The organism is Daejeonella oryzae DSM 19973 (assembly GCF_000422945.1).
GTDB classification, from domain to species: domain Bacteria; phylum Bacteroidota; class Bacteroidia; order Sphingobacteriales; family Sphingobacteriaceae; genus Daejeonella; species Daejeonella oryzae.
In genome coordinates this window covers 174,362-188,582 of the sequence record NZ_KE383964.1, presented here as the reverse complement: position 1 = coordinate 188,582, position 14,221 = coordinate 174,362, and the positions used below count along the sequence as shown (strand labels likewise).

General features: G+C 38.2%; 9 protein-coding genes. 3 read left to right on the top strand and 6 right to left on the bottom strand.

The features are described 5' to 3' along the window. Positions 1-16 precede the first annotated feature (16 nt). Together G521_RS0113985 and G521_RS0113975 are read right to left on the bottom strand one after the other, a co-directional pair. Entirely contained in the window at positions 17-2,998 is a 2,982-nt protein-coding gene (locus G521_RS0113985; protein WP_051189771.1) for a SusC/RagA family TonB-linked outer membrane protein, read from the bottom strand. Between the two features lie 435 nt (positions 2,999-3,433). Beyond that, positions 3,434-4,129 (bottom strand): NUDIX hydrolase, encoded by a 696-nt coding sequence (locus G521_RS0113975; RefSeq protein ID WP_051189770.1) that lies wholly within the window; start codon positions 4,127-4,129, stop codon positions 3,434-3,436. 117 nt (positions 4,130-4,246) lie between these two features. Here G521_RS0113975 and pfkA point away from each other — a divergent pair, with 117 nt between their 5' ends. The 3 genes from pfkA to gap are packed head-to-tail and all read left to right on the top strand — an operon-like array spanning position 4,247 to position 7,080. Next, positions 4,247-5,230, top strand: coding sequence for a 6-phosphofructokinase (gene pfkA, locus G521_RS0113970; RefSeq protein ID WP_026899073.1), 984 nt, complete (start codon positions 4,247-4,249; stop codon positions 5,228-5,230). A 1-nt stretch (position 5,231) separates the two neighbouring features. Continuing rightward, positions 5,232-6,080, top strand: a complete 849-nt coding sequence (locus G521_RS0113965) for a hypothetical protein (protein WP_026899072.1) — start codon at positions 5,232-5,234, stop codon at positions 6,078-6,080. 1 nt (position 6,081) lies between these two features. Beyond that, the gene (gene gap, locus G521_RS0113960) at positions 6,082-7,080 is read left to right on the top strand and encodes a type I glyceraldehyde-3-phosphate dehydrogenase (protein WP_026899071.1); all 999 of its coding nucleotides are present in this window, start codon (positions 6,082-6,084) and stop codon (positions 7,078-7,080) included. Between the two features lie 111 nt (positions 7,081-7,191). Here the strand turns inward: gap and G521_RS0113955 are convergent, their stop codons facing one another. The 4 genes from G521_RS0113955 to G521_RS0113940 form a co-directional block, all read right to left on the bottom strand. Continuing rightward, positions 7,192-8,217, bottom strand: a complete 1,026-nt coding sequence (locus G521_RS0113955) for a proline iminopeptidase-family hydrolase (RefSeq protein WP_026899070.1) — start codon at positions 8,215-8,217, stop codon at positions 7,192-7,194. Positions 8,218-8,291: 74 nt separating this feature from the next. Then, on the bottom strand, positions 8,292-10,253 hold the full coding sequence (gene glgB, locus G521_RS0113950) for a 1,4-alpha-glucan branching protein GlgB (protein ID WP_026899069.1): 1,962 nt from the start codon (positions 10,251-10,253) through the stop codon (positions 8,292-8,294). 131 nt (positions 10,254-10,384) lie between these two features. Continuing rightward, positions 10,385-12,841, bottom strand: a complete 2,457-nt coding sequence (locus tag G521_RS0113945) for a glycoside hydrolase family 31 protein (RefSeq protein WP_026899068.1) — start codon at positions 12,839-12,841, stop codon at positions 10,385-10,387. 5 nt (positions 12,842-12,846) lie between these two features. Continuing rightward, positions 12,847-14,196 (bottom strand): MFS transporter, encoded by a 1,350-nt coding sequence (locus tag G521_RS0113940; RefSeq protein ID WP_026899067.1) that lies wholly within the window; start codon positions 14,194-14,196, stop codon positions 12,847-12,849. Between the last annotated feature and the right edge of the window lie 25 nt (positions 14,197-14,221).

Here is a 14,221-nt window from a genome sequence, read left to right as displayed (position 1 = left end):
TCTTTATCCTTTAATATTAAAAGCCTGCATTTAAACCAAGAGTAAATGTACGAGCGCTTGGATATGCGGTATAGTCAATTCCTCGTGAAGGCACTCCGTTTCTTTGCTTATTCGTGTTAATTTCCGGATCTATACCTGAATAATTGGTAATCAGGAATAAATTCTGACCTGACAAAGAAAGACGTAAACTTTTAATTGTCTTCATATTAGTTACGTCAAAAGTATATCCAAGGTTTGCATTAGACAGTCTTAAAAAGTCGCCTTTTTCCAGAAATCGTGATGAAACTTCACCCGAGTTAAGTGGATTCTCATTACTATTTGCAACTTCAGTAGTGACATTTCTACCGGTTACTAAATTTCCCTTAAGAAAATAAGCATTGGCTGTGTTGTTGTAAATGTAAAATCCTGTGGCAGCATTCAGGAAAATGCTTGCAGTAAACTTGCCAAAACTAAAATTATTGGTTAAACCAGCGGTAAACGTAGGAATTGCACTTCCAAGAATTGTACCAGCATCAGCATTTGGATAGATTCCTAATCCATTTGCATCATATCCACCAAAAATTGGAACATTAAAGGAAGCAAGAGGCTGACCGTTTGTGATTATCTGCGCATATGCACCAGATAATCCCTGTCCGTCGATATTACCCGTGATCACGTTTCTATTACCAAAGTCTTTTACTTCGTTTTTAAGAATCGTCATGTTATACATTACTTCCCATGAGAAACCGGAATTTCTTACAGCATCAAGATTCAAACCAAGTTCCAGACCTGAGTTAATTACTTTACCAGGTAAGTTTACCCATCTTCTGGGGATTGCTGCAGGCTGTGCATAATCCTGTAGGAATAATAGATCTTCTGTTGATTTATTAAAATAATCCAGAGTTCCAGACAATTTGTTTTTCAAAATGGCGAAATCTATACCCGCACCATACTGAGTAGTAGTTTCCCATTTCAAATCAGGACTGGCAGCGGTTATAGTATTAGAACTACCGTTAAAATTAGCTTGTTTAATAGCTAATGAAGCATATGCAGGAAATTCCTGGTTACCGGTTATACCAAAATTTAATCGAAGGCTCAGATCATCAAAAGATTCTTTTGGTGCAAAACTTTCATTCATAATTTTCCATTTAACAGCGAATGCTGGAAAAGTGGCGTATTTATTATTTTCTCCAAATTTAGAGGAACCATCCGTACGTACAGTTGCTGTAAATAAATACTTATCGTTCAGATTGTAGTTAGCACGTCCGAAGAAAGATTGCAACTCTGATTTGGTGCTATCTCCGAAAAGTGGCAATCTGTTCGTAAAAGAATTCATATCCTTAACTAATACATTGGGAGTTGAAGTCGTATACGCTACTTCATTTAATGGATTAGTTTTGAATTGCTGATAAGAAAATCCTCCTAAAATATTTAAAGAACTGCTATTACTTAATTGCTTATCATAGTTTAGTGTGTGCTCTGTAATGTAAGAGGAAAGTTGCAAATTTTGAACAATTCCGCGTCCGTTACCTGTAACCTGATTAATATTTATTCCTCTAATATTCTGACCACCAGTATATCCGGTGAGGTTTGGATCAAGGTAGGTTGTTCTTACGGCTTTTGATTCATCAATACCAATTGTACCTTTATAAGTAAGATTTTTCACAAAAGTATAAGAGGCACTAAAATTACCAAGGTATCTGTTTATATTATCCGTATCGTCAATCAATTCAAGCATAGCAACCGGATTTCTGAAACCTCCGGCTTTTGTATCGAAGAAGGTTCCGTTCGGATTTCTGACAGGTACTGTTGGATTAGCCTGAAGAACTGCACCAATTAAACTACCTTCAAAACCTGCATTGTCTGATATAGGAGCAAAATCATTTTTGATATTAGATGCAGTAAACTGGAGATCTAACTTAATTTTATCGCTTAATAACATCTGAGAGGCATTTAAACGTCCTGTCAAACGCTGTAACCCGGAATTTTTAATTGTTCCGTTTTGATTATCATAGCTAAAAGAGGCACGATATGATGAGGCACCTTTTGCACCTCCGAATCCTAAATTATAATTCTGGGAAACTCCTGTTCTGAAAATTTCATCCTGCCAGTTTGTTTCACCACCAAAATTAACAGCAGTTGCATCTGCGCCAGTAGCAGCTACTGCAGGTAAGAACTGACCCGCATTTAATAAGTCGTATCTTTTGGCTACTGTTGAAATACTGGTATTTGCCCCAAATTGAATTCCCTGAGAAGACGAGCCTTTTCGGGTAGTAATTAACACTACCCCGTTAGCTCCCCTTGATCCGTAAATAGCAGATGCTGACGCATCTTTCAAAATACTGATATTCTCAATATCACTAGGATTAATAAATGACAAAGGATTTCTTGCTGAAGAAGTACCCGCACCAGCATCTAGTCCGCCGGATGTACCACCACCATCTAAAGGAACCCCATCCACAACATACAATGGACCATTTCCCGCACGAATAGAGCTGGTTCCACGTATATTAATAGTCGCTCCGGATCCGGGTTCACCACTTGCCGGCGTTACCTGAACACCCGCCACTCTACCTTGTAACAATTGCTCAGGTGAAGCAATAACTCCTTTATTGAATTCTTTTGTTCCAATTGAGGATACGGATCCTGTTGCATCTTTTACTTTTTGAGTGCCGTAACCTATTACAACCACCTCGCTTAACGAAGTGCTGCTGGGGTCAAGCGATACATTAATAGTTGTTCTACCGCTAATTGCCACTTCCAGATTATTATATCCCAAATAGGAAAAAACCAGTGTAGCAGAATTATCGGGCACAGAAAGCCGGAAAGTTCCATCAGCACCTGTACTGGTGCCGCTGGGAGTTCCTTTAACTTTAACAGATACTCCAATTAAGGGTTCCTTATCCTTGCTGTCAGTTACTAATCCGGAGATAGTAACATTCTGTGCAAATACAGAATTTACCAGCAGAATTAGAACTATACCAAAGAGAGACCTCGATAGTAAAAATTTTAAGTTCATAATAGGTTAGTGTTTAGGGTAAAATAATTATAGGTTGGACTATTTCAAAATGCTCATTAATATAAAGTTAAGTAATTGTACTTATTACACAAAGAATAAACAATAATTTTTTATCGCTGTCTTAAGCCTTTTTTTTCACCGTTATTAAATAGTTTAACGCAAGTATTTTTATTTATCAGCCATTTAATTACACCACTGTATATCTCGATTTGATTATACTTAACTGAGTTAGAAAATTAATAAATTCAAGTTACATAAAAACTAATTTATTAATCACATAACTTTTGTCAAAAAATCAAGAAAAAATAATTTTAACCAATGACTTTAGATGTCAAAAACTATTAATTGATAATAATGGCAGAATTAGTTATAATATAAAAGGCCTGATATTACTCAGGCCTTTTCTCAGAAAATTAAATGGTTATGAAAAGATGGTTATTTACCAAAAGTAAGTTCCTTCTGAAAAAGCCGTGCATACTTTCTTTTATCAAACTTGTATAATTTAGCAGCCCTGTACGACACGCCTTTTTGTTTCTCATCAAGTTCTTTTAAAATGCCGTAATTGAGCATTTTCTTTCGAAAGTTTCTTTTATCTAAACTTTTATTCAAAATAACTTCATACAAATGCTGGAGCTGGGTTAGAGTAAATTTTTCTGGAAGTAATTCAAAAGCGATTGGCTGGTAGGTGATTTTATTTCTGATCTTTAAAAATCCACGTTCAAAAATCTTTGCATGATCAAAAGCTAATTTAGGAAGGTCTTTTATTGGAATCCAAACTGCCCGGCGTGCGTAAGAAGTAACAGGTTTTAATTCTTTCGGACCATTAAGCCTTAACATTGCATAATATGCAACAGTTACTACACGACCCTGAGGATGTCTGTCAACATCACCGAAAGTATAAAACTGATCCATATAAATATCCCGTAAGCCAGTTAATTCATATAATATCCGTTCGGCAGCATGATCTAAACTTTCATTTTCTTCGACCAAATAACCCGGCAATGCCCACCAATCTATAAAAGGTTCTACATTACGCTCAATTAATAGTATTTTTAACTCTCCTTCATCAAAGCCGAAAATTACACAGTCAATAGAAAATACAGAATCAAATTTAGGTAATATAGTTTCCAAAATTCATTAGGGTTTTAATCGTTAAATATATAACGGATTACTAATATGGGAGAAATTTTTTACAAAAACTACTTAGTGTAATAATTACACCTTATATTCGTACTTAAAAAAAAATTATTGGCAGCTATAAATAAAATCGGTGTATTTACTTCGGGTGGCGACGCTCCTGGAATGAACGCCTGTATTAGAGCCGTGGTTCGCTCTGGTATATACTTAGGAAAAGAAGTGGTTGGTATCCGCCAGGGATATCAGGGAATGATAAATAAAAATTTTTGGGATATGGACGCCCGGTCGGTTAGTAACATAATCCACCTTGGAGGAACCATTCTTAAAACTGCCCGGTGCATGGAATTTTTAACTCCCGAAGGCAGAGAAAAAGCGTATAAAAATCTTCGTTCTCATGGTATTGATTCGCTCATTGCTATCGGCGGTGATGGAACAGCCACCGGGGCAGAAATTTTTTCCGAAAAATATGACATCCCTGTAATCTGTATTCCGGGCACAATTGATAATGATTTATACGGAACTGATTTTACTCTGGGTTTTGATACCGCTAATAACACTGTTATTGAAGCGATTGATAAAATAAGAGATACAGCAGCATCACACGATCGCTTGTTTTTTATTGAGGTAATGGGTAGAGATTCAGGATGTATTGCACTCAGATCTGGAATTGCAGGCGGGGCAGAGGCCATTTTACTTCCAGAACGAGACACTGCGATTGATGAACTGATTAAAAAACTGGAAACCGGTGCAAAAAATAAAAAATCATCCAGTATTGTAATTGTTGCCGAAGGTGATAAAAACGGCGGTGCATATGACGTTGCCAAACGGGTAAAAGAAAAGTTTGATTTTTATGATGCCAAGGTTACTATCCTAGGACATCTGCAGCGTGGTGGAAGTCCCAGCAGCTTTGACCGGGTATTGGCATGTCGTTTTGGATATGCCGCAGTTAAAGCTTTGATAAATGGAGATACTAGAAAAATTGTGGGAATTAGAGGCAATTCTATAGCGTTAACTGATTTACACGAGGCTCTAAATTTACACGAATTTAAACTTGAGGAAGATTTAATGGAACTTTCAACTATTTTATCCATTTAATATGATTGCAATAGTTTATAGCGGATCCAGGTATGCACATTGGCAGCTGGCTGAAAAAGGTGGTATAAGTTCAGAATTTAAAACTCCTGGAATTAATCCCTTCTTAAATGATGAGAAGTTTATTCAAAACATCTTACATAAAAACTCAGAGCTTATAAACTATGCAGAAAAAATCAAACAGATTTATTTCTTTGGTGCTGGAGCATCTTCTAAAGAGCGCAAAGATATTGTAGCAACTGCTTTTACTAAGTTTTTTAGATTTGGAAAAATTGTTGTAGAAAATGATCTGTACGCCGCTGCTCTTGCAAGCTGTAATGATCAGCCGGGAATAGTGGGAGTTTTAGGAAGCGGTTCGAACGCTGCTTATTTTGATGGTAAAAAAGTAAAAGCAAATAATTTTGGACTCGGTTATATTCTTGCAGATGAAGGCTCTTCAAATGATATGGGCAAAATGTTGCTTAAATCTTTTCTTAATGAAACATTGCCTGAAGAGCTTGAACAAAAGTTTAGAAAAAAATACGACCTGGACAGAAAACAAATTCTGGACAAAATTTACAGGCAAAAACAGCCGGCACTATTTCTGAGTTCGTTTGTAGATTTTCTGATCGAAAACCGCCTCGATCCTTTTGTAAAAAAACTGGTTTGCAATGGCTTTAACAATTATTTTCAAACGTATATTCTCCCATTAAAAAAACAATATCCGCTCGTTCCTATTCATATAGTAGGAACAGTTGCTGCAAATTTCGAAAATTGGTTGCATGAAGTTGCCAGTAGCAATCACTTAAGCATATCAACTGTAATTAAAGAACCTATATATAATGTATTAACTTATTATTTTAACAAAATATAATATGAAGATTGGAATAAATGGATTTGGCCGGATAGGCCGTTTAGCTTTCAGAGCTGCAATTGAGCGTGAAGGTGTAGAAATTGTTGGTATAAATGATTTGGTAGAGCCGGATTATATGGCCTATATGCTTAAATACGATTCAACTCATGGATCGTTTAAGGGTACTGTTGAAGTTAAAGACGGAAATTTAGTAGTTAACGGAAAATCAATCCGCGTAACCGCTGAGAAAGATCCGGCAAACTTAAAGTGGAATGAAGTAGATGCTGAAGTAATCATTGAATGTACCGGATTGTTTTTAACGCAGGCTGATGCACAAAAGCATATTCAGGCCGGCGCAAAAAAAGTAGTTCTATCTGCTCCTGCAAAGGATGATACCCCAACATTTGTAATGGGTGTAAACCATAAAAACTTAAAAGCCGATCAGAATATCGTTTCTAATGCATCATGCACTACTAATTGCCTTGCTCCTATTGCAAAAGTTTTGAATGACAAATTCGGAATTGTGGAAGGTTTAATGACCACTATTCATGCCGTAACAGCTACTCAAAAAACTGTTGACGGTCCTTCTGCTAAAGACTGGCGTGGTGGCCGCGGGGCTTTTCAAAATATCATTCCTTCATCAACCGGTGCCGCAAAAGCAGTTGTCTTGGTAATCCCTGAATTAAAAGGGAAATTAACAGGAATGGCTTTTCGTGTTCCTGTTGCTGATGTTTCGGTTGTTGATCTGACTGTTCGTCTGGAAAAAGGAGCTTCTTATGAGGATATTAAAAAAGCAATGAAAGATGCTTCAGAAGGCGAGCTTAAAGGAATTTTAGGATATACAGAGGATGATGTGGTTTCTACTGATTTTCTGGGTGATGCACGTACATCCATTTTCGATGCAAATGCAGGTATCGCATTAAATGATAATTTCGTTAAAATCGTATCATGGTATGATAACGAATGGGGATATTCTAGCAAGCTTATTGATCTGGTTCAGCATGTATCTTCAGTAAAATAATTTTTGTTAAAACACAAAGCCGTTTATCTTAACAGATGAACGGCTTTTTATGCAATTTAATTTAGATCAGGATATTTCAACAACTAAATTAATAACAGTGTAAATCAGATTCTAATTTTCCTTTTTAAAACTCCCATCATCAACATCTTTAATAAATTTAATTACACCATTCATAAACGTTTGCTGATCATCCCACATGGCTAAATGGCTACCGTTGGGACAATATAAATAACGACCGTTTTCAACTTGAGTACTCATCCATTTCATATGTTCCGGATCCATAGAATCATATTTTGCTCCTACCGTTAAGGTGGGAATTTTAATCTTATTCAAATCAGATTTTCGATCCCACTTAATTAACCGGCCTCCGGTTTTAAATTCACTTGGCCCCTGCATCATGACGTATATTTCTTCATTTAAATGTTTAAAACTCCGCATTACCGGATCGGGCCAAACAGGCAAACGACAAATATGCTTACTGTAATATTCACTGAAAATAAGCGACTGGTAGGTGGAATCTTTATACATGTTACGGTCTTCATATGACTGAAGGGAATCGACCAGGGAAGCCCTCATCTGCTTTCGCAAAACACCATTATATTTTTCATAATCTGGGATACTTGCCATCATATTGCAAATGATCATGCCTTTTAAGTTTTCCTGGTATTTTAATGCATACTCCATTGCCAGAATCCCGCCCCACGAATTTCCTAAAAGATAAAAATTCTCTTTGTTCATGTTTAAGGCCTGGCGAACCTGCTCCACTTCTTCAACAAATCTTTCTGTAGTCCACAAAGTACTGTCCTGGGGCTGATCACTGTAATAAGATCCTAACTGATCATACTCTATCAGTTCGAAACCCTGTTGGGGAAAGAAGCTTTCAAAACATTCCATATATTCATGCGTCATGGCCGGACCACCATGCAACAGCAAAACCTTTATCCGTGGATTATTGCCGATCCGTTTTGTCCATACTTTAAAATTTCCTTTTGGCGTTTTTACTTCAACCATTTTTACCCCACCACTCTGTACTCCACTATCAGCAGATAAAAAATATTCCTGCAAAGACATTTCTGTTTTCTGTTTACAGGATGTAATCATTAAAATCGAGCATAATAGCACTAACAAATATTTCATCGTAATAAAATTTAAGCTGTGAATAATAAAGCAGGTTCTAAAACTTAAATAGGTTATTCGTTTTATGGTTATAATTAAACTTGTTTTAAAATAAGTCCGGATAAAGGAGGCAAATTTAGAACGATAGACTGCGGTTTACCCTGCCAGGCAATTGCCTCTGTGGTATAAATTTCATCCTGATAAATTCCGCTACCGTAGAACGATAACATATCCGAATTTAAAATAACTTGCCATTTTCCTTTTAACGGTGCGCCTACGCGATAGCCATCCCTCGGAACAGGTGTCATATTCAGGACAATGAGCAATTCATCTTCAACCAGGTTTCCCTTTCTCAGATAAACAAGTACAGAGGCTTCTGCATCAGTATTTTCAATCCACTCAAATCCATCTGAAGTAAAACTTTTTTGATATAAACCAGGCTGATCCCGGTAAACTTTATTTAAGTTTTTAACAAATTCTTTTAAACCCTGGTGAGGAGCATGCTCTAGCAAATGCCAGTCTATGGAATGGTCATGGGTCCACTCTTTGCTTTGCCCGATTTCATTCCCCATGAATAATAATTTCGTTCCCGGATGAGTGAACATATATAAGTAAAGCAAGCGAAGATTTGCAAATTTCTGCCATTCATCACCCGGCATTTTATTTAAAAGGGAACCTTTTCCATGAACTACCTCATCATGAGAAAGCGGAAGCATAAAGTTTTCCGTAAAAGCATACTCAGTACTAAAAGTTATTTTTGAATGATAATATCTTCTGAAATATGGATCCTGCTCGAAATAGCTAATAGTATCATTCATCCATCCCATCATCCATTTCATGCCAAAACCCAGTCCGCCCAAAAAGGTTGGCTTGCTTACACCGGGAAAAGCAGTTGATTCTTCGGCAATAGTTTGAACATCCGGAAAATTAGCGTAGACCACTTCATTAAATTCTTTTAAAAAGCTTATTGCCTCGAGGTTTTCCCTGCCGCCCTCTTCATTGGGAACCCACTCTCCTGCTTTACGTGAATAATCCAGATAGAGCATGGAGGCAACCGCATCCACCCGAATTCCGTCGGCATGATACCGGTCTAACCAAAAAATGGCATTGCTAATTAAAAAAGCCCGTATTTCATTTCTTCCGTAATTAAAAATATACGATTTCCAATCCGGATGAAAGCCTTTGCGCATATCTGCATGTTCGAATAAATGGCTTCCATCAAAGCGATACAAGCCATGTGCATCGCCCGGAAAATGCGATGGAACCCAGTCAAGAATAACTCCTATGCCATGATTGTGGAGAGATTCTATCAGAAACATAAAATCCTGAGGTGTCCCGAAGCGTGAGGATGGTGAAAAATAACCGGTTACCTGGTATCCCCAGGAGGGGGAAAACGGGTGTTCCATAATGGGCATAAATTCTACATGAGTAAAATTCATTTCTTCCATATACGGAATCAGCTTTGCTGCCATATCCCTGTAACTTAAAAACTCATCCGGAGATTCAAGTCCGCGGGCCCAGGAACCAAAATGAATTTCGTACACCGAAAACGGTTTGTTCAGTCCGTTTTTCTCGAACCGGTTTTTCATCCATTTCTGATCATTCCACTCATACCAGGTATCCCAAACCATTGATGCAGTGAGAGGCGGCTCTTCCCATCTCAGGGCAAAAGGATCTCCTTTTTCCAGCTCATCTCCATCATGAGGAATAATGAAATATTTATAGAGATCGCCATTTCCAGTATGCGGAACAAATATCTCCCAGATACCGGAGCCATCCCAGCGGACTTTCATAGGCAGGGAGTTGCGATCCCAGCCATTGAAACCTGCCATTAAATTTACTGACCGGGCATTAGGTGCCCAAACAGCAAAATAAGTTCCCTTTGCACCTTCATGTTCAACAACATGAGATCCTAATTTTTCATACAGTTTGTAATGCTTTCCAGCCTTAAACAGGTTTATATCGAAATCGGTAAAGCGGGTGTAATAGCTTAACTCCCTTTCTTCTGGAGTAGCTGTTGCTGGATTGGACTTTGCAGGATTAACTTTTTTAGCCATATAATTGGGTCTTAACCATTTTCACTTATAATCATCCTGAGTTAAATTAAGGAAATAACTCAGGATGACGATAACTGTGATTAAGTTAACCTAATTATTTGAAGGTTTAAAGTTTTATGCAAAAGATCAGACTATGAGGCAAAAATCTGGATTCTCTTAAAATTTTTATTCGACTTAAATCGTAGGCAACCTTTTTCATCTATATGAAAATCGTTGATTTCATGACCATCAACAGTAATGCGGCTCACCTGAAACGGCAGACCTATTACATTATAATCATAAGATTCATATTGAGGAGTAAACATGCCTTCAATACTCTGCTTTAACACCAGCGATTTCGAATCACCGCGAACGATAAACTTCTTTTCAAGGTAAATGTCCTGTTCGTAAGCAAATGTATCTCCATGATCTTCATACAAGAATGAGTTAACTTCATAATCAGAATAGTAAATATTTAACCAAACTTCGGTTATCTCAATCTCATTTACATACTGCATAACAGGATACTCTGGCAGAACTGACCCGGCTTTCACAAAAACGGGCATGCTATCAATAGGCGCATGAATGTGATGTTCTTTACCGCCATCGAGTAACTGGTGAGTCCAGAAATGATACCATTTACCCGGAGGAAGATACACGTTCTTAGATTCTGATCCGGGTTCCATAACCGGCGCAACCAAAATCTTATCTCCGAAACTAAATTCGTCTTCTCTGTAATGATTGGAAATATTTTCCTGCTCATGCATCACTACGGGTCTTAAAATAGGGAATCCGTAACGGTGATGCTCCCAGAAAGCAGAGTAAATATATGGCATCAGCCGGTACCTGAGCTCAATAAACTTGCGGTTTATAATTTCAAATTCAGGTCCGAAACTCCATGGTTCACGTTCTTTTGTATCTCCCGCAGAATGCGCCCGCATAAATGGAGAAAATACACCCAATTGAATCCAGCGGGTAAACAATTCTGCATCCGGCTCGCCGCTGAAACCACCTATATCTGTTCCGCAAAAAGAAACCCCTGAAATAGAAAGACGCTGGCACTGAATATTTCCCAGCTTTAAATGCTCCCATGAGGCCACGTTATCACCGGTCCAAACAGAGGTGTACCGCTGCATTCCTGAATATCCTGCACGGGTAATTGTAAAAGGACGTTTATTTTTCTGATGCTTTTTTAAGCCGTCGTACGTTGAACGCACCATTTGCATTCCGTATATATTATGCGCTTTGCGGTGTGAACCGCGAAAACCATCATAGTTATGGCGGACATCATCCGGGAAAGTTCCTGAACCAAAAACAGCAGGCTCATTCATGTCGTTCCAAACTCCAGCCACGCCAACTTCTACCAGTTCCTTAAATAATCCTCCCCACCATTCGCGTACTTTTGGGTTCGTAAAATCCGGAAACTGACAGCGTCCGGGCCATACATGACCTTCCATAAAGTAATCATCGCAACGGCGGCAAAAATAATTATTAGCCTTACCTTCTTTAAAAACCCAGTAGTTATCATCCACCCGAATTCCCGGGTCAATAATTACAACAGTTTTAAACCCATCATCGGCTAACTCTTTGATCATCCGCTTTGGATCAGGAAAATGCTTTTTGTTCCAGGTAAAACAGCGGTATCCGTCCATGTAATCAATATCCAGATATAAAGCATCACAAGGAATTTTGCGTTCGCGGAAATTACGGGCAACGTCCTTTACTTTAACTTCGGGGTAATAACTCCAACGGCACTGATGATAACCCAAAGCCCACTTTGCAGGCATTGGATGGGTTCCGGTTAATGTATGATAGCGTTTAACCACATCCATCATATGAGGACCGTGGATATAATAATATTGCATTTCTCCACCATCGGCCCAAAAACTTGTTTTATTATTCTCCTGGTGGGCAAAATCAAAATGAGAACGGAAGGTATTATCAAAGAAAATCCCGTAGCTTACTCCTTCCCGAATCCCAATATAAAAAGGGATTGTGCGATATAATGGATCCTGACCTTTAGAAAAGGAATAGGCATCTGTATTCCAGTTGGTAAACCGCTTTCCGCGGATGTTGAATTCAGTTGCCTTATCTCCAAGTCCGAAAAAGTTTTCTGAAGCATGACAGGATTTGGTAGAATAAACATAATAACCACCAAATTCTGTATTCTCTTCCCAATGCATGGGAGTTAAATCTTCGTTAATTAAGCGATCTTCATTATCCGCAAAGGAGATTAAAAAATCCTTTTTCTGAATAATACAGGTAACCATATTGGTTGAGACCTGATAAGTATCCTCTGTTTCGGTCAGCTTAAAAACAGTGACTCTAAGTTCGGGTTGAACAACTGCGTAAGAAAATTCCTCTAAAAACACTCCATGCGGAGCAAGTTTAATACGGATGATCTCATCACTTACTACACGTACTTCTACCTTAGCATCTCCATCCGAAAAATAAAAATTATTCTGATCCTGTTTTACTTCTGTAACACGGGTTAAATATTTCTTTACAATTGGCTGCAGATTGAGAACAGGGTTATTCAGGTGCTGAACTGCCTCTTCCAATTTTTCAATATTCACATCATCTGTCACCAGAGGTTTATTCCCTTCCATACATTTTAAATTACTGTGGGAGCCGGCACCACTTTTTCTGCAACACCATGCTCATCTTTAACAAACAGGGTTAATATACCTGCCAATACCATACAAAAACCGCCCAGCATTATTGTTTTAACGGTGTGCCCGGCAAAAAAATGCTGGGTTAAAAATCCCAGTAATAATCCGCTTACAATTTGAGGAATTACAATAAAGAAATTGAAAACACCCATGTAATAGCCCATCTTATTAGAAGGCAAGGCTCCTGCTAAAATGGAATAAGGCATTGTTAATACACTTGCCCAGGCAATTCCTACCCCAATCATCGGAATGATCAATAACTCTTTTTGAGTAATCATGAAAATACTGGCTAAACTTAAACCGCCAATAATCAAACAAATAAGGTGCACAAATTTCCTGCTGGTTGATCTGGCAATTACCGGAAGCAGAAATGCTGCCAAAGCTGAAACCCCATTATAAACTGCAAACATGGTTCCCACCCAGTTACCCGCTTCCTGATAGGCCGGAGATTGCGCATCGGTTGTATTGAAAACATTATCGGCTACAGCCGAAGTTGTGTAGATCCACATAGAAAACAAGGCAACCCAGGTAAAAAACTGAACAAAAGCCAGCTGAATCATAGTTTTTGGCATTTTGCCAAAACCGCCTATAATTTCAGAAAAGGCTTTACCAATTCCACCGGAATTTTTACGCTCTTCTTTAAATTTTTCTAAATTCTCAGGCGGAAATTCATCAGTTGTAAATACTGTCCACATAACAGAAAGCAGAAAAATCAGACCACCAATATAAAATGAATACCTCACAGAGTCCGGAATTGTTCCATCTGCTGCTGAATTACTTACTCCAAATCCTTCTGAAAATATGGTGGGAAGTAATGATGCGATTACAGCGCCGCATCCTATAAAAAAAGTTTGCATAGCAAAACCTGCGGTTTGCTGTCCGGGATTTAATTTATCACCAACAAAAGCTCTGAAGGGTTCCATAGAAATATTTATCGATGCGTCCATTAACCAAAGCACGGCAACAGCCATCCATAAAACAGTGGAATTAGGCATCAAAAATAATGCAATAGCGGCTAATACAGCTCCAATAAAGAAGAAAGGACGGCGGCGACCCCAGAAAGGATGCCATGTATTATCACTTAAATAACCAACAATAGGTTGAACCAATAAGCCGGTAACCGGAGCAGCCAGCCAGAAAAGCGGCAAATCATCCGGGGATGCACCCAGAGTTGAAAATATACGGCTGGTATTTGCATTTTGAAGAGCAAAACCAAACTGGATTCCGAAAAATCCAAAGCTCATATTCCATAGTTGCCAAAAGGAAAGCTTTGGCTTAAAAAAATTACTCATAAATTGGTTTCGGGTTAAGGTTAGT

Coding starts and splice junctions, on each gene's coding strand:
- G521_RS0113965 (WP_026899072.1), top strand. CDS start 5,232: ATGATTGCAATAGTTTATAGCGGATCCAGGTATGCACATTGGCAGCTG.
- G521_RS0113985 (WP_051189771.1), bottom strand. CDS start 2,998: ATGAACTTAAAATTTTTACTATCGAGGTCTCTCTTTGGTATAGTTCTA.
- G521_RS0113940 (WP_026899067.1), bottom strand. CDS start 14,196: ATGAGTAATTTTTTTAAGCCAAAGCTTTCCTTTTGGCAACTATGGAAT.
- G521_RS0113955 (WP_026899070.1), bottom strand. CDS start 8,217: ATGAAATATTTGTTAGTGCTATTATGCTCGATTTTAATGATTACATCC.
- glgB (WP_026899069.1), bottom strand. CDS start 10,253: ATGGCTAAAAAAGTTAATCCTGCAAAGTCCAATCCAGCAACAGCTACT.
- gap (WP_026899071.1), top strand. CDS start 6,082: ATGAAGATTGGAATAAATGGATTTGGCCGGATAGGCCGTTTAGCTTTC.
- G521_RS0113945 (WP_026899068.1), bottom strand. CDS start 12,841: ATGGAAGGGAATAAACCTCTGGTGACAGATGATGTGAATATTGAAAAA.